Origin of the sequence: Enterovirga rhinocerotis (assembly GCF_004363955.1) — a bacterium.
GTDB classification, from domain to species: domain Bacteria; phylum Pseudomonadota; class Alphaproteobacteria; order Rhizobiales; family Beijerinckiaceae; genus Enterovirga; species Enterovirga rhinocerotis.
The window spans coordinates 106,572-122,001 of sequence record NZ_SNZR01000014.1 but is presented as its reverse complement, the minus strand read 5'-3'; the positions used below and the strand labels follow the sequence as shown (position 1 = coordinate 122,001).

Genomic DNA, 15,430 nt, shown 5'->3' with positions numbered 1-15,430 from the left:
GGGCGGCACCGGCCCGACCCCCGTTTCGATCCGCATGGAGGAACGCCCGTCGGGACCAGCTTCCGTCGTGTCGCCTGTGGGCTTCGTCGAGACGATCTCGCGCCTGAAGCGTGCGATCGAGGGGCAGGATCTCTGGATCGTCGCCGAGATCGATCCGCAGATGCTGCTGAGCAAGGGCGGCTTCGCGATCCTGCCGACGCGGCAGATTCTCTTCTTCCACCCCCGCTACATGGCCCGGCTTCTCTCGGCGAACGCCGCCGGCATCGTCGAGGCGCCGCTCAAGTTCGTGATCATGGAGCGCCCCGACGGCACGGTCATCCTGCTCTATCCCGAACCAGGACAGAGTTTTGCGAAGCATCCGGGCCTCTCCGAACTCGGTGAGGAACTCGGGCAGGTCGTCACGCGCATTGCAGACGAGATGCGCACGGCGCCGCACCATCCAAGCCCTCAGGGCCCATAAAGGGAGACAGCCTGCAATGACCATGGCCGACGATCCGGTGCCGACCTCGCGACGCCTGCGCAGCCGCTGCAGTTGCGGCCGCCACGGCTCGCAGACGGAACACGATTCCGTTGCCGTGGGCGATTATGCGGGCGTGGTCGAAACCTCGCTCCTGCGCGCCGCGATCCCCCATGACGGCGAGCGCCGGAACTTCCTGAAGGCCGTCGGCCTCTCGACGGCGCTGGCGGCGCTCTCGCAGATCTTCCCGGTCGCCACCGCCACGGAGGTTCTGGCGCAAGGCACGGGGCCTCTCGAAAAGAAGGACCTCAAGGTCGGGTTCATCCCGATCACCTGCGCGACGCCCATCATCATGGGCGACCCGATGGGCTTCTATAAGAAGCAGGGCCTGAACGTGGAGGTGGTCAAGACGGCCGGCTGGGCCATCATCCGCGACAAGACGCTCAACAAGGAATACGACGCGGCCCACATGCTCGCGCCGATGCCGCTCGCGATCACGATGGGGCTCGGCTCGAACCCGGTGCCGTTCGTCGTGCCGGCGATCGAGAACATCAACGGCCAGGGCATCACCCTGGCCATGAAGCACAAGGACAATCGCGACCCGAAGAAGTGGAAGGGCATGAAATTCGCCATCCCCTTCGACTATTCAAACCACAACTATCTCCTGCGGTACTATCTCGCCGAGCACGGCATCGATCCGGATACGGATGTGCAGCTCCGCGTCGTGCCGCCGCCGGAGATGGTCGCGAACCTGCGTGCCGACAACATCGACGGCTTCCTCGCCCCCGACAACATCTGCCAGCGGGCGATCTATGACGGCGTCGGCTTCATGCATCTCCTCTCGAAGGAGATCTGGGACGGCCATCCCTGCTGCTCCTTCGCCGCGTCGCGCGAGTTCGCGACGACGTCTCCGAACAGCTACGCGGCGCTGCTGCGGGCGATCATCGACGCCACCGCCTATGCCTCCAAGGCCGAGAACCGCAAGGCCATCGCCGAGGCCATCGCGCCGGCGAACTATCTCAACGCGCCGCCGATCGTCGTCGAACAGGTCCTGACGGGAACCTATGCGGACGGGCTCGGGGCGGTGAAGAAGGATCCGAAGCGCGTCGATTTCGACCCCTTCCCCTGGCACAGCTTCGCCATCTGGACGATGACCCAGATGAAGCGCTGGGGGCAGATCAAGGGCGACGTCGACTACAAGGCGATCGCCGAACAGGTCTATCTCGCCACCGACGCCCAGAAGCTGATGAAGCAGCAAGGCCTGACCCCGCCGGAGGCCACGACCAAGACCTTCGTCGTCATGGGCAAGACCTTCGATCCCGCAAAGCCCGAAGACTACGTGAAGTCCTTCGCGATCAAGCGGGGGTGACGCGCGCGGACCGCGGTCGGACGCCACTCGTGCCGCCCCGGCGGAGGACCGAAGCGGGTTCCGCCGGGCGCGCATCAACCTGTCCCGGAGGATGCAGCCTTGAAGGACGGATCGAGCGCCCATTGGCGCACGCAGGAGATGTTCCTGATCCAGGAGGTGATGAGCCTCATCGGCAAGGGGCTCCAGCTCGACCAGGCCGTCCGCGGAATGCTTCAGCTCCTCTCCGAGATCCTGGGGCTCAACCGAGGCCGGGTCGTGCTGAAGGCCGAAGACGGGGACGACCACCGCATCGCTCATTCCTACGGGCTCACGAGCGAGGAGGCGGCGCGAGGGCGCTACGCGCCGAACGAGGGCATCACCGGCCGCGTGATCGCCCAGGGCCACATGATCATCGTCCAGAACATCGATGCGGAGCCGAGCTTCCTCGCCCGCGCGGTCGAGCGATCCCGGCTGCCGCCCGATATCGTCTCGTTCATCGCCCTGCCGATCCGGGTCGACCACCGGACGGTCGGCGCCCTCGCCTGCCACCGCATCCGCCACCGCGAACGCTCCCTCTCGGACGACGTCACGATCCTGCGCATCGTCGCCACGATGGTGAGCCAGCTTCTCACGCTGAATGCGCGGGTCGAGCAGCGCACGCGAGCGCTCGAAGAGCATAACGGCATGCTCGCCCGCGCGCTCCGTACGAAGCCCGCCCGATACGGGATCATCGGCTCCTCCCCCGCCCTACTGCGGGCGCTCGCCCAGATCGAGCGCGTCGCGGATGCGGGGGCGAGCGTGCTGCTGCTCGGGGAATCCGGAACCGGCAAGGAGCTGTTCGCGCGCGCCCTGCATCTCGCCAGCCCCCGCCGCGACAAGCCTTTCATCAAGGTCAATTGCGCCGCCATTCCCGACAGCCTCTTCGAATCCGAGCTGTTCGGCCACGAGAAGGGCGCCTTCACGGGTGCCGTCGAGGCGAGGGCCGGCTGGTTCGAACAGGCGAGCGGCGGCACGATCTTCCTCGACGAGATCGGGGAATTGCCGGCGAACCTGCAGACGAAGCTCCTGCGCACGCTCCAGGAGAGCACCGTCGTCCGGCTCGGCGGCAAGCGCGAGATCCGCATCGACATGCGGCTCGTCGCGGCCACCAACCGGGATCTCGGGCAGGAGGTGGCGCGAGGGGCGTTCCGCGAGGACCTCTATTACCGGCTGAACGTGATCCCGATCGAGCTGCCGCCCCTCGCCGCCCGTCCGGGCGACATCCCGGACCTCGTCGCCCATTTTCTCGCGCGGGCGAACCAGGACAACCAGCGCAACGTCAACCTGACCGCGGGCGCGGTGCGCCTGCTGGCGCGGCGCCCCTGGCCCGGCAACATCCGGGAGCTCGCCAATCTCATCGAGCGGCTCGTCCTCCTCGCCGGCAAGGCGGTGCTCGACGAGAACGATCTCGCCGCCTTCCTGTCGGACCAGGCCATGCCGGTCATCCGCGCGCACCGTCTGGCGGAACCCGGCGGCCCTGTCGTCCGCCCCTACCTTCGCTCCGATTCCCACGGCCCCGCCGAACTGCACGAGGCCCTGCACCGGGCCGGCGGCAACAAGGCGCGGGCCGCGCAGAGACTGGGCCTGACCGAGCGGCAATTCGCCTATCGCCTCAGGAAATCCGGGCTCGAGCGCCGGGCCTCCTGACCCGCCCGCCCAATCCGACAATGTCGACAGATTGTCGACATTGTCGTGAGTCCATCGCGCGACCCTGAGCGGACAACTTCAAGCAAGTCACTAACAGTCCTTACGATTTCATAATCTCACGATCAGGCTCGAACCTGGCACCAAGGTTGCGCAAGGTCTCGTATGCGGGTCCGGAGAAACCGGGCCTCGCCAGACGAGGACCCTCCCATGAGCGCCAGCCCCGCCCTCAACACCGTCACGAGCTACCTCCGGCCGATCGATGCCGAGGGCCTCGCCCGCTTCGCCGAGAAGGGTCGCAACAATCCGAAGGCCCGCGGCACCAATGTCGTGACGACGATCTGCGAGGGCCAATACCGGACGCTGAGCTATGTCGGCGACCACGATCCCGTCGTCGTCGACGAGCCGCTCCACCTCTTCGGCGAGAACACGGCGCCCGCGCCCGGCGAGATCGCGCTTTCGGCCCTCGGCGGCTGCCTCGCCGTCGGCATCACCGCCGTCGCGACGTGGAAGGGCGTGCGCCTCTCCAAGCTGGAACTGAAGCTCGAGGGCGATATCGGCAACCCCGCCGCCTGGGGGGCGGGCGGCGCCGAAACGCTGCCGGCCGATATGGGCTTCCAGGAGATCCGGGTGGCCGTGACGGTCGAGGGCGATGCCAGCCGCGAGACGCTCGACGAGATCGTCCGGCAGGCGAATGCCTACTCGCCCGTCGCCAACACGATGCGCAACCCGGTCCCGTTCAAGATCGCGCTCGCCCCCTAGCCCCGGCGGACAGCCCCGCTCGTCACGATCGAGAGGAGAGTCCCATGCGGACGGCTCAGGCCCTGAAGATCGAGGATACGGACGCCCCGCCCTCCCCGATGCGGAGCGAGGCGCAGGTCCTGGCCGAAACGGTCGCAATCGCGGACGGTCCGCTCGCGGCGAGTGCGACCCGGATCGATCGCGGCCACTATCCTCTCGAGATCATGGGCAGCCTCGGCGCGGCGGGGGCTCTCGGCGCGCATCTCGACCGGCAGGGCCAGCGTTTCGGCCTCGCCATCGCCGCGATGGAGGCGGCGGGCCGGGCCTGCGGCGCGACCGCCTTCCTCGTCTGGTGCCACGACGTCTGCGGCCTCTATCTCGAGCAATCCGGCAATCCCGCCCTCGCCGGCACGCTGCTCGACGGCCATGCCGCCGGGCAGACCTTCGGCGGGACCGCCCTTTCGAACCCGATGAAGACCTTCGCCGGGATCGAATCCATGCTGCTCCGGGCCCGCCCCGTCCCCGGCGGCTACGCCGTGAGCGGGCAGCTTCCCTGGGTCAGCCATATCGGCCCCGGCCAGTATTGCGGCGCCGTCGCCGCCGTCGAACGGCCCGACGGGACGGTCAGCCACGAGATCATGTTCCTGCTGCGCTTCGACGGGCGCGCCGAATTGCGGCCCTGCCCCGAATTCTCCGGCATGGAGGGAACGAGCACCTGGGGCATCCGCCTGAAGGACTACGTCGTCGACCATGACGACCTCATCGCGGATCCGGCCCGCCCCTTCATCGCCCGCATCCGGGCGGCCTTCATCCAGCTTCAGATCGGGATGGGGCTCGGCGTCGTCCGGGGCAGCCTCGATTCCATGCAGGAGGTCGAGGAGACGCTGGGACACGTCAATCAGTTCCTGGAGGATCGGCCCGGCCCGATCGAGGCGGAATATGCCGAGCTTCGCGGGCGGGTGATGCGGCTCGCGGAGACGCCCTTCGAGACGGCGAGCGACTACCTGATCGACGTGCTGGATGCCCGCGCCCAGGCCGCCGAGCTGTCCTTGCGGGCCTCGCAATCGGCCCTCCTCCACCAGGGCGCCCGCGGCTACCAGATCGCTGCGGCGCCGCAGCGGCGGATCCGCGAAGCCCATTTCGTCGCGATCGTGACGCCCGCGCTCAAGCATCTGCGCTGGGAGATGGCGCGGCTCTCGCGCGAGACCCTGCCGGAGGCACGGCCGTGAGCGCCGAGGCGAGCGGGCCGGAGCCGACGGACGGGCTCGGCCCCTGGCGCCAATATCTCTGCCGCGCCTGCGGCCTGATCTACGACGAGGGCGAGGGCGATCCGGATGGGGGGCTGCCGCCTGGGACCCGGTTCGAGGATATCCCCGACGATTGGGAATGCCCCGTCTGCGGCGTCACGAAGGCCGATTTCGAGCCCTATCGGAGACGCGAACGCGCGGCAGCGCCCGTCGCCCCGATGGGCGCGCGCGAAACGGGTATCGTCATCGTCGGCGCGGGCCTCGCGGGCTGGACCGTCGCAGAGGCCTTGCGATCCCTCGACGGCGCCGTGCCCATCACGATGGTCACGGCCTGCCCGGGCGACGTGTACCACAAGCCCGAATTGTCGGTGGCGCTCTCGCGAGGCCTCGGACCCGAGCGCCTGCGTCGCGAGACGGGCGCTGCGGCGGCGGCGCGGCTCGGCATCCGGCTCCTGTCCGAAACCTTCGCGATCGGCCTGTGCGCGTCCTCCCGCCGGCTCCGGACGACGCGCGGCACGTTGCGCTACACGAGCCTCGTCCTGGCCCAGGGCGCCCGCAGCGCCCTGCCGCCGGGCCTGCCGCCGGAGCTCTGCTGGCGGGTGAACGATCTCGGGTCCTGGTCGGGCCTGCACCGCGCGCTCGCGGGCGGTCCGAAGCGCGTCGCGGTGATCGGAGCCGGCATGGTGGGGTGCGAACTCGCAGAGGACCTCGCCCGCGCGGGCCATCGCGTCTCGCTGCTGTCGATGACCGCCCTGCCGCTGGCCGAACTCCTGCCCGAGCCGGCCGCAAAGCGGCTTGCGGCCGGCCTCGCGAGATCGGGGGTCGATGTCCGCGGCGGGGCTATCGTCTCCGGGCTGGCACGACGCCCGGACGACACGATCGATGTCGCCCTCCGGAACATGCCGGGTCTGGTCGCCGACCTCGTCGTCGCGGCGACGGGGCTCGCGACGCAGGGGCGCCTCGCCCGCGCGGCCGGGCTCGCCTTCGATCGGGGCATCGTCGTCGATCCGTCGACGCTCGCGACGAGCGCGCCGGACGTCTACGCGCTCGGCGACTGCGTCAGCTTCGGCGGGATGCCCTGCCGGTTCATCGAGCCGATCCCGCATCAGGCCGACGCCATCGCCCATGCCGTCCTCGGATTGCCGCATGCGGGCTACGACCATGCCGAGACGGTCATCCGCCTCAAGACGTCATCGACCCCGCTCGTTCTGCACGGCCTGCCGCGGCCGGGCGGCGACTGGCGCATCCTCGAGGACAGCGCCGACCGCCTCGTCATGGAGCAATGGCGCGGCGGGAAGCCGGCCGTGAGGCTCGCGGCATGAAGGTTGCGGGGCCCGAACCCGCCTCGACGCCACCCTCGGGAGATCGCCCATGACCGCTCGCGAGCGCCTGCAAGCCCCGCTCGTCTCGCTCCTGCTGCTCCTGGTCCTCCTCGCCGCCTGGCACATCGCCGTCAGCGGCGGCGGCAGCGCGCAGGAGATGGACCCGGAATACGCCAAGCTCATGGGCCAGACGGCGACGGCCGGAAAATCCGCCATGCCCGGCCCGATCGACGTCGCCAAGACGATCTGGGGGCACCTGAAGGACCCGTTCTACGTCAAGGGCGCCAACGACAAGGGCATCGGGATCCAGCTCGCCTATTCGATCGGGCGCGTCGCCATCGGCTTCGGGCTCGCGGTGCTCTTCGCCATCCCGATCGGATTTCTCATCGGCATGTCGCCGATGATGAACCGCGCGCTCAACCCCTTCATCCAGTTGATGAAACCGGTCTCTCCGCTCGCCTGGATGCCGCTCGCCCTCTACACGATCAAGGATTCCAGCATCTCGGCGATCTTCGTCATCTTCATCTGTTCGATCTGGCCGATGCTGATCAACACCGCCTTCGGCGTCGCGAGCGTGCGCCGGGAATGGCTCAACGTCGCGCGGACGCTCGAGGTCGGGCCGATCCGGCGGGCCTTCACCGTCATCCTGCCGGCCGCCGCCCCGACGATCCTCACCGGCATGCGCATCTCGATCGGCATCGCCTGGCTCGTCATCGTCGCGGCCGAGATGCTCGTGGGCGGCACGGGCATCGGCTACTTCGTCTGGAACGAGTGGAACAACCTCTCGATCACCAACGTGATCACCTCGATCCTCGTGATCGGCGTCGTCGGCATGGTCCTCGACCAGATCCTGGCCCAGGCCCAGCGCCTCGTGACCTTCCCGGAGTGATGCGATGACCCGGCAGATTTCGATCGAGGGCATCGCCAAGCGCTACCCGGCTCCGGGCGGCGGTGAGACGACCATCTTCGAGAACCTCTGGCTGAGGGTCGATCGCGGCGAGTTCGTCTGCGTCATCGGCCATTCGGGCTGCGGCAAGACGACGGTCCTGAACATCCTCGCCGGGCTCGACCAGCCCAGCGAGGGCTGCGTCATCGTCGACGAGAAGGAGATCGCAGGGCCGAGCCTCGACCGCGCGGTGATCTTCCAGGGCCATGCCCTGCTCCCCTGGAAGACCGTCCTCGGCAACGTCGCCTATGCGGTCTCCTCCCGCTGGCGCCGCGCATCGCGCGCGGAGGTCGAGGAGCGGGCCCGCCGCGCCATCGCGACGGTCGGGCTGGCGGGCTCGGAGGACAAGAAGCCCTCGGAGCTGTCGGGCGGCATGAAGCAGCGCGTCGGCATCGCCCGGGCGCTCGCGATCGAGCCGAAGATCCTGCTGATGGACGAGCCGTTCTCGGCCCTCGACGCCTTGACCCGCGGCACGCTGCAGGAGGAGGCGCGGCGCATCTGCCGGGAGACCGGCCAGACCGTCTACATGATCACCCACGACGTCGACGAGGCGATCTACCTCGCCGACCGGATCGTGCTCATGACCAACGGGCCGATGGCGAAGATCGCCGAGATCGTCGTGAACCCGCTCCCCGCCGACCGGCGCCAGGGCGAGATCCACCACGATCCCAACTACTACGCCCTCCGCAACCACCTGCTCGACTTCCTCGTCTCGCGAAGCGTCTCGTTCCGCGACGATCCGCCGGCCGGCTACGATCCGAGGAACCCGCCCATCGTGCGGCTGGACGGGGGCGAGGCCTCGAGATCCCCAGCCGCGGCAATCCGCGCCGCGTGACACGCATGTCTGCCTCTCCCGAGAGAGAGGTCATTCGCCAAGGAGAAAGCCCCATGAAGCGCGAAGAACTCACCGAGAAGATCCTCGACATCAAGCGCGAGAAGGACTGGAGCTGGCGCCATATCTGCGACCAGATCGGGGGGATGTCCGACGTCCTGATCGTCGGCGCGCTGCTCGGCCAGATGAAGCTGGTCAAGCCGCAGGCCGCCCGCGCGGCCGAGCTGTTCGGGCTCTCGAAATCCGAAGAGAAGATGCTGAACGAGGTGCCTTATCGCGGCACGGGCACGCCGATGCCGCCGACCGACCCTCTCATCTACCGCTTCTACGAGATGGTGATGGTGAACGGCCCGGCCTGGAAGGCGCTGATCGAGGAGGAATTCGGCGACGGCATCATGTCGGCCATCGACTTCAACATCGAGTTCTCGCGCGAGGCCAACCCCAAGGGCGACCGCGTGAAGATCGGGATGAGCGGCAAGTTCCTGCCCTACAAATATTACGGCAACCAGCAGGGCGTGCCGGATTACGGCTTCAAGGAGGAGTGAGGCATCTCACGAGCCGCGCGGGCTGAATGACGTTCCGATCGCTAGACGTGGCCGGGCCCGGATACCGAGCCTTGGCCGCGGGCCTCACGTCTCTTCCGAATAGAACTCGACGAACAGGCTCACGGGTCCAATCACGGCGAGATGGTGAACCCTCTCGGGGAAGATCACCGGATGGCTGCCCGCGGAGAGGCGACGCACGTCGCCCGAGCTCGAATCGTGGAAGTCGATCGCTCCGTCGGTGACGTGGAGCTTCGCCCAGACGCCGGGCTTGGTGCTGTGCTCGCGCCGCAGCCCCGCCGGGATCGTCGCTTCGGTGAAATCCGGGGTCCGCTTGTAGGCCTTGAGACCGGCCGGCCAGCGTTCATCATCCGGCGGGGGAGCGGTCATTGTGCCGCCCCCCGACCGGTGTGAGCCTCCGGACCGCGCCCATGCCGCGCCATCGCGCCGGCGAGCGGGCCGCATGCGTCGGGGATGGCGGCGCTCAGGATGCCGGCCTCTCAGCCCCAGCGCGAAGCTGTTCGATCAAGGCGCGGATCGCAATGGCGGCCTCGGCGATCGCCGGCAGGTCCCGCCCGCGGATGACGATCTGATTCGTGAAGCCGGAGGCGGAGTAGGACGGATAGGAGCCGATCGAGAGCGCGGGGAAGCGCTCGGCCACCGCCTTCAGACCCGCGGCATAGGCGCCCTCGGGAACGCCGGTCGCGTCCACCGCCTCGGAGGTCACGGGCGTGCCCTTCACGAGGCCGGGCACCACGTTGTCGAGCATCGCCTGCATGATGGCCGGCACGCCCGCCATCACGATGACGTTCCCGATCCGGAAGCCCGGGGCGCGCGAGATCGGGTTCTCGACGAGACTCGCCCCCTCCGGGATCCGCGCCATGCGCAGCCGCGCCTCGTTCAGGTCCTCGCGCTTCATGCGCATCAGGAGCATGTCGACCGCGCGCTGGTCGAGATTGAGCGGCACCCCGAAGGCCTTCGCGACGCAATCGGCGGTGATGTCGTCGTGGGTCGGCCCAATGCCGCCCGTCGTGAAGAGGTAGGTGTAGCGCGAGCGCAGGGCGTTCACCGCCCCGACGATCTCCTCCTCCACATCGGGCACGATGCGGACCTCGCGCAGGTCGATCCCGGCGGCGGTGAGATACTCGGCGATGTAGCCGATATTCTTGTCCTTGGTCCGCCCCGACAGGATCTCGTCCCCGATCACGAGGATCGCTGCGGTCACGGGGGCGTCGGTCATAACGGGCAATCCTGGCTGTCGGTCCGGTGGTCAGGCCGCGGGCGGTACGCGCTCGAAGACGAGGTTGAGGCGCGTCTGCGCGATCTTGCGGTAGCCGTGCCGGTCGAGCAGGTCGGGCAGGTCGATCTGCCAGCGGCCCGTCCCGTTCTCGACGATGATCAGGCCGGGATAGAGCGACTCGGGCGCATCGGCGAAGAAGGGATCGAGGATCAGGTCCTCCGCGCCCTCGACGTCGAGCTTGACCGCATCGAGCCGCTCGAACCCTTCCTCGCGCACGATGTCGAGAAGCCGCTTCGCCTGCACCTTGATCGGCGCGGCGCCGCCCGCCGCGACGATCTTGACGCTCGATTCGCCGCTGTTGTTCGTGTCGATGAAGAGGGTCAGCTCCCCTGCCCTGTCCGCGACGGCGCAATCGAGCGCCTTGATGGTCGCGAAGGCATTGAGCTGGATGTTCGCGATCAGCCGCTCGTAGATGCCGGGCTGGGGCTCCATCGCGAGGATGCGGGCCGACCGGCCCGCGCGGGCCGCGACGAAGAGCGAATACGCTCCGACATTCGCCCCGATATCGATGAAGGTGAAGCCCTCGCCGATCCGCGTCTCGAGCAGGGCGAGTTCCGCACTGTCGAAATTCTGCGGGGCGAACAGAACGCGCTTCTCGCAGATGTTGTTGTAGGGCAGGAGCCGCATCCGCGCGCCGAGCGCGTCGATATCGACCGGCTCGCCGCCGAGCAGCCACATGGCGGGCTTGCGCAACAGGATGACGCCGCGGCGGCCCCACCAGCCGTCCGAGAACGTGCGCGTCCTGTCGATCACCCAGCGGACGAACCCCTTGGGTGCATAGGTGCCGTACGGCTTTCCTTCATCCATGCCTTGTGCTTGGCGTCCAGTCCTGCCACATCGCAAGCGCGCCTCTTCGCATCAGCCATCCCGGCCTGCAACCCCGGCCAGAACGGCGCCTGCGGCAAGGCCGCCTGAACAGCCATCGACCCATGACCGAGACCGGAACGAAAGAGACCAGCGGCCGCCGCGGCAGCGAAGCGCCCCTTCACGGCCCGGACGCCTTCGAGGGCATGCGGCGAGCCGGCCGGCTGACGGCGGAAGCGCTCGATCTCCTCGTCGACCACGTGCGCCCGGGCGTGACGACCGCCGCTCTCGACCGGCTCGTCGCGGAATTCGCGCACGACCACGGCGCCTATTCGGCGACGCTGCTCTACCGCGGCTACCCGCATTCGATCTGCACCTCGATCAACCATGTCGTCTGCCACGGCATGCCCAACGACAAGCCCCTGCGCGAGGGCGACATCATCAATATCGACGTCACGCTCATCCTCGACGGCTGGCATGGCGATTCGAGCCGGATGTATTTCGTGGGGGAGGTTCCGCGGAAGGCGGCGCGCCTGTGCGACATCACCTATGAATGCCTCATGCGCGGCGTCGCGGCGGTCCAGCCCGGCCGCACCACGAACGCGATCGGCTCCGCCATCCAGACCTTCGCCGAGGCGGAGCGCTGCTCCGTCGTCCGGGATTTCTGCGGGCACGGGCTCGGACGCGTCTTCCACGACGCGCCAACGATCCTGCACTACGTCGATGCGGGCTACGACATCCCGCTGCGCCCCGGCATGCTCTTCACCGTCGAGCCCATGATCAATCTCGGCCGCAAGGAGGTGAAGGTGCTGTCGGACGGCTGGACGGCCGTCACGCGGGATCGGTCCCTCTCGGCGCAGTTCGAGCACACCGTCGGCGTGACGGAGACGGGCGTCGAGATCTTCACGATCTCGCCCAAGGGGCACCACAAGCCACCCTACGCCACGGGAATGTGAGTGCCGTGGCCGGCTCGCGCGCGAGAGACCCGGCCCCGCCCGCTCCAGCGGGCGAACCCGACGAGCCCCATTACCACGGCCATCGCGACCGCCTGCGCGCCCGCTTCACCGAGGCGGGCGGCGATGCTCTGCCGGATTACGAGCTTCTCGAACTCGTCCTGTTCCGCTCGATCCCCCGCCGCGACGTGAAGCCCCTCGCGAAGGACCTCGTCCGGCGCTTCGGCTCGTTCGCGGAGGTGCTGGCGGCCCCCGCGGCACGGCTGCGCGACGTCCCGGGGCTCGGCGAGAGCGCCGTCGTCGATCTCAAGATCGTCGAAGCCGCGGCGCGCCGGCTCGCCAAGGGTGCGGTCGGCAAGCGGCCGGTGCTCTCATCCTGGAGCGCCGTCCTCGATTATTGCCGGACGGCGATGGCCTTCTCGGAGACCGAGCGGTTCCGCATCCTGTTCCTAGACAAGCGCAACGCTCTCATCGCCGACGAGGTCCAGGGGACGGGGACGGTCGACCATACGCCCGTGTATCCGCGCGAGGTGGTGCGGCGGGCGCTCGAATTGTCGGCCAGCGCCGTGATCCTCGTCCACAACCATCCGTCCGGAGATCCGACGCCGTCCAAGGCCGACATCCAGATGACGCGCGAGATCGTCGGCATCGCCCAGCCGCTCGGCATCGCGGTCCATGACCACATCATCGTCGGGCGGGACGGCCACGCCAGTTTTCGCGGGCTCAAGCTGATCTGACGAGATCGGGGCGGAACAAGTTCGGCCGAGCCTCTTTCTTTGGAACGCGTCTTGCCTCTAACCTCGGCAAAACGGGACCGGGGAAGCCATGCTGATCGACAGCTTCGACGAGATGAACGGGCGACCCGGCAGCGCGGAGGTCCGACCTCCCTACGCTTCCCTCCGCAAGTGGCTCGACGACACCTCGGCGGAGACGTTCGACGCCCGCCGCGACCAGGCCGAGCATTTCTTCCGCCGGGTCGGGATCACCTTCGCGGTCTACGGCGACAACGAATCCTCGGAGCGCCTGATCCCCTTCGACGTCATCCCCCGCGTGCTGATGAAATCGGAATGGGATTTCCTGGAGCGCGGTCTGAAGCAGCGCGTCACGGCTCTCAACGCCTTCCTGGCCGACATCTACGGGCCGCAGGAATGCCTGCGCGCCGGGATCGTCCCGAGCGACCTCATCTTCCAGAACCCGCAATACCGGCTGGAGATGAAGGACGTCGCGGTCCCGCATAACATCTACGTCCACATCGCCGGCGTCGACGTGGTCCGGGTGGGGGAGAACGACTTCTACGTCCTCGAGGACAATGCGAGGACGCCGTCCGGCGTGTCCTACATGCTGGAGAACCGGGAGGTGATGATGCGCCTCTTCCCGGAACTGTTCATGAGCCACCGGGTGGCGCCGGTCGAAAACTATCCCGACGCGCTGCTGGCGACGCTGCGCTCCGTCGCGCCCATCAGGCAGTCCCGCGACGCGGTCGTCACGCTGCTCACGCCCGGCCGCTACAACTCGGCCTATTACGAGCACTCGTTCCTGGCCGACAAGCTCGGCGTCGAGCTGGTCGAGGCGTCGGACCTCTTCGTGAAGGACGACGTCGTCTATATGCGCACGACCCAGGGTCCGACCCAGGTCGACGTGATCTATCGCCGGATCGACGACGATTTCATCGATCCTCTCGCCTTCCGGCCTGATTCGGTGCTCGGGGTTCCGGGACTGATCAACGCCTACAAGGCGGGGAACGTCACGCTCGCGAACGCCATCGGCACCGGCATCTCGGACGACAAGGCCGTCTACACCTACATGCCGGACATCGTGCGGTTCTTCACCGGCCAGGAGCCGCTGCTGCAGAACGTGCCGACCTGGCGCTGCCGGGAGCCGGACTCCCTGTCCTACGTGCTCGACAATCTCGGCGAGCTCGTCGTGAAGGAGGTCGCGGGCTCGGGCGGCTACGGCATGCTCGTCGGGCCGCACGCGACGAAGGCCGAGATCGAGGATTTCGCCCGCAAGATCCGGCATTCGCCCGAGGGCTTCATCGCACAGCCGACACTATCCCTCTCGACCTGCCCGACCTTCGCCGCCTCCGGCGTCGCGCCGCGCCATGTCGATCTGCGTCCGTTCGTGCTGAGCGGATCGGACGAGATTCGCATCGTGCCGGGGGGCCTGACGCGCGTCGCGCTGAAGGAGGGCTCGCTCGTGGTCAATTCGAGCCAGGGAGGCGGGACGAAAGACACCTGGGTCCTGGACGGCGGATCTTAGGGTCCGCACCGTAATTCGCCCTTCCTGCCGTCGAACGCTCCTGGTCCGCCCATGCTCGCCCGCACCGCCGACAGTCTCTACTGGGTCTTCCGCTACACCGAGCGCGCCGATTTCGTCGCCCGCACGCTCGACGCAACGGTCCGGCTCGCGTCCCTTCCGCAGGCCTATCTCGGAAAGGGCAACGAGTGGGAGAGCGCGGTCGCGTCCGCCTCCGATCTCGATCTCTTCAAGACGCTCTACGCGACCGCAAACGAGGACACCGTCCGCGACTTCCTCGCCTTCAATCCGCAGAACCCCTCCTCCATCCGCAATTGCCTTCAGACGGCGCGCGAGAACGCGCGCTCCGTCCGCACGGCGCTGACGTTCGAGATGTGGGAGGCGCTCAACGGGGCGTGGCTCGAGCTCAAGAGCTTCGACACGAACATGAACCGGGAGGAGTTCAGCCGCTTCCTCGACTGGGTGAAGCGCGTCGTCCTCGTCTTCGACGGAGCAGCCTATCGCAGCATGCTGCGCAACGACGCGTATTGGTTCTCACGCCTCGGCAGCGCGGTCGAGCGGGCCGACAACACCGCCCGGATCCTCGACGTCAAATACCACCTCCTCCTGCCCGAGAGCGAGTGGGTCGGCGGCAGCCTCGACTACTTCCAGTGGACCACGATCCTGCGCGAGGTCTCGGCGGTGACGGCGTATCACTGGGTCTATCGGCAGAGCGTGAAGCCCTGGCTGATCGCCGACCTCCTCATCCTCAACCGGCAGATGCCCCGCTCGCTCGCCAATTGCTACGAGATCCTCGTGCGCCATCTCGACCTGATCGCGGAGTTCTACGGCCGGCGCGGGCCGAGCCAGCGTCTCGCCTCGGCCACGCTCAACCGCCTCTCCTCGGAGCGGATCGAGCGCATCTTCGGCAACGGACTGCACGAGTTCGTCGAAGATTTCATCACGACCAACAACAAACTCGGCGCCGCGATCGCCGAGCAGTATCTGAACTGACCGAGC

The 15,430-nt window shown here is 67.9% G+C and carries 16 protein-coding genes; 13 read left to right on the top strand and 3 right to left on the bottom strand.

The annotated features are described in order from the left end of the window. The first annotated feature begins 67 nt into the window (after window positions 1–67). From EV668_RS17245 to cynS, 9 genes are all read left to right on the top strand, one after another. The gene (locus EV668_RS17245) at window positions 68–460 is read left to right on the top strand and encodes a DUF302 domain-containing protein (RefSeq protein ID WP_166652527.1); all 393 of its coding nucleotides are present in this window, start codon (window positions 68–70) and stop codon (window positions 458–460) included. Window positions 461–476: 16 nt separating this feature from the next. Next, a complete protein-coding gene (locus EV668_RS17240) occupies window positions 477–1,826 on the top strand; it encodes a CmpA/NrtA family ABC transporter substrate-binding protein (RefSeq protein WP_133772347.1) in 1,350 nt (449 codons plus the stop codon). Window positions 1,827–1,964: 138 nt separating this feature from the next. Then, window positions 1,965–3,491 carry a sigma 54-interacting transcriptional regulator gene (locus tag EV668_RS17235; RefSeq protein ID WP_245513308.1) on the top strand — a complete coding sequence of 509 codons (1,527 nt, stop codon included), beginning with the start codon at window positions 1,965–1,967 and terminating at the stop codon, window positions 3,489–3,491. A 207-nt stretch (window positions 3,492–3,698) separates the two neighbouring features. Then, on the top strand, window positions 3,699–4,250 hold the full coding sequence (locus EV668_RS17230; protein WP_133772346.1) for an OsmC family protein: 552 nt from the start codon (window positions 3,699–3,701) through the stop codon (window positions 4,248–4,250). A 98-nt stretch (window positions 4,251–4,348) separates the two neighbouring features. Further along, window positions 4,349–5,458 (top strand): acyl-CoA dehydrogenase family protein, encoded by a 1,110-nt coding sequence (locus tag EV668_RS17225; protein WP_425359637.1) that lies wholly within the window; start codon window positions 4,349–4,351, stop codon window positions 5,456–5,458. Continuing rightward, a complete protein-coding gene (locus EV668_RS17220; RefSeq protein ID WP_133772342.1) occupies window positions 5,455–6,798 on the top strand; it encodes an FAD-dependent oxidoreductase in 1,344 nt (447 codons plus the stop codon). The genes EV668_RS17225 and EV668_RS17220 overlap by 4 nt, the downstream gene beginning before the upstream one ends. Before the next feature lie 49 nt (window positions 6,799–6,847). Beyond that, window positions 6,848–7,687: a nitrate ABC transporter permease gene (gene ntrB, locus EV668_RS17215; protein WP_133772340.1), complete on the top strand. Its 840-nt coding sequence runs from the start codon at window positions 6,848–6,850 to the stop codon at window positions 7,685–7,687. Between the two features lie 4 nt (window positions 7,688–7,691). Further along, the gene (locus EV668_RS17210) at window positions 7,692–8,579 is read left to right on the top strand and encodes an ABC transporter ATP-binding protein (protein WP_133772338.1); all 888 of its coding nucleotides are present in this window, start codon (window positions 7,692–7,694) and stop codon (window positions 8,577–8,579) included. Window positions 8,580–8,632: 53 nt separating this feature from the next. Next, on the top strand, window positions 8,633–9,121 hold the full coding sequence (cynS, locus tag EV668_RS17205) for a cyanase (RefSeq protein WP_133772336.1): 489 nt from the start codon (window positions 8,633–8,635) through the stop codon (window positions 9,119–9,121). An 84-nt stretch (window positions 9,122–9,205) separates the two neighbouring features. Here cynS and EV668_RS17200 read toward each other — a convergent pair whose 3' ends face one another. The 3 genes from EV668_RS17200 to EV668_RS17190 form a co-directional block, all read right to left on the bottom strand. Further along, the gene (locus EV668_RS17200; protein WP_166652526.1) at window positions 9,206–9,508 is read right to left on the bottom strand and encodes a TehB family protein; all 303 of its coding nucleotides are present in this window, start codon (window positions 9,506–9,508) and stop codon (window positions 9,206–9,208) included. Window positions 9,509–9,602: 94 nt separating this feature from the next. Next, on the bottom strand, window positions 9,603–10,358 hold the full coding sequence (locus tag EV668_RS17195) for a competence/damage-inducible protein A (protein ID WP_133772332.1): 756 nt from the start codon (window positions 10,356–10,358) through the stop codon (window positions 9,603–9,605). 30 nt (window positions 10,359–10,388) lie between these two features. Then, a complete protein-coding gene (locus EV668_RS17190; protein WP_133772330.1) occupies window positions 10,389–11,225 on the bottom strand; it encodes an FkbM family methyltransferase in 837 nt (278 codons plus the stop codon). 122 nt (window positions 11,226–11,347) lie between these two features. On the opposite strand from EV668_RS17190, the gene map reads away from it, so the two are divergent. The 4 genes from map to EV668_RS17170 all read left to right on the top strand — a co-directional run bounded on the left by map (window position 11,348) and on the right by EV668_RS17170 (window position 15,424). Continuing rightward, the gene (gene map / locus EV668_RS17185; RefSeq protein WP_133772328.1) at window positions 11,348–12,178 is read left to right on the top strand and encodes a type I methionyl aminopeptidase; all 831 of its coding nucleotides are present in this window, start codon (window positions 11,348–11,350) and stop codon (window positions 12,176–12,178) included. Window positions 12,179–12,183: 5 nt separating this feature from the next. Further along, a complete protein-coding gene (gene radC, locus EV668_RS17180) occupies window positions 12,184–12,912 on the top strand; it encodes a RadC family protein (RefSeq protein WP_208111567.1) in 729 nt (242 codons plus the stop codon). A gap of 88 nt (window positions 12,913–13,000) precedes the next feature. Next, window positions 13,001–14,434, top strand: a complete 1,434-nt coding sequence (locus tag EV668_RS17175) for a circularly permuted type 2 ATP-grasp protein (RefSeq protein ID WP_133772323.1) — start codon at window positions 13,001–13,003, stop codon at window positions 14,432–14,434. A gap of 51 nt (window positions 14,435–14,485) precedes the next feature. After that, entirely contained in the window at window positions 14,486–15,424 is a 939-nt protein-coding gene (locus tag EV668_RS17170; protein WP_133772321.1) for an alpha-E domain-containing protein, read from the top strand. Window positions 15,425–15,430 lie beyond the last annotated feature (6 nt).

Coding starts and splice junctions, on each gene's coding strand:
- EV668_RS17240 (WP_133772347.1), top strand. CDS start 477: ATGACCATGGCCGACGATCCGGTGCCGACCTCGCGACGCCTGCGCAGC.
- EV668_RS17235 (WP_245513308.1), top strand. CDS start 1,965: ATGTTCCTGATCCAGGAGGTGATGAGCCTCATCGGCAAGGGGCTCCAG.
- EV668_RS17230 (WP_133772346.1), top strand. CDS start 3,699: ATGAGCGCCAGCCCCGCCCTCAACACCGTCACGAGCTACCTCCGGCCG.
- EV668_RS17225 (WP_425359637.1), top strand. CDS start 4,349: ATGCGGAGCGAGGCGCAGGTCCTGGCCGAAACGGTCGCAATCGCGGAC.
- ntrB (WP_133772340.1), top strand. CDS start 6,848: ATGACCGCTCGCGAGCGCCTGCAAGCCCCGCTCGTCTCGCTCCTGCTG.
- EV668_RS17210 (WP_133772338.1), top strand. CDS start 7,692: ATGACCCGGCAGATTTCGATCGAGGGCATCGCCAAGCGCTACCCGGCT.
- cynS (WP_133772336.1), top strand. CDS start 8,633: ATGAAGCGCGAAGAACTCACCGAGAAGATCCTCGACATCAAGCGCGAG.
- EV668_RS17200 (WP_166652526.1), bottom strand. CDS start 9,508: ATGACCGCTCCCCCGCCGGATGATGAACGCTGGCCGGCCGGTCTCAAG.
- EV668_RS17195 (WP_133772332.1), bottom strand. CDS start 10,358: ATGACCGACGCCCCCGTGACCGCAGCGATCCTCGTGATCGGGGACGAG.
- EV668_RS17190 (WP_133772330.1), bottom strand. CDS start 11,225: ATGGATGAAGGAAAGCCGTACGGCACCTATGCACCCAAGGGGTTCGTC.
- map (WP_133772328.1), top strand. CDS start 11,348: ATGACCGAGACCGGAACGAAAGAGACCAGCGGCCGCCGCGGCAGCGAA.
- EV668_RS17175 (WP_133772323.1), top strand. CDS start 13,001: ATGCTGATCGACAGCTTCGACGAGATGAACGGGCGACCCGGCAGCGCG.
- EV668_RS17170 (WP_133772321.1), top strand. CDS start 14,486: ATGCTCGCCCGCACCGCCGACAGTCTCTACTGGGTCTTCCGCTACACC.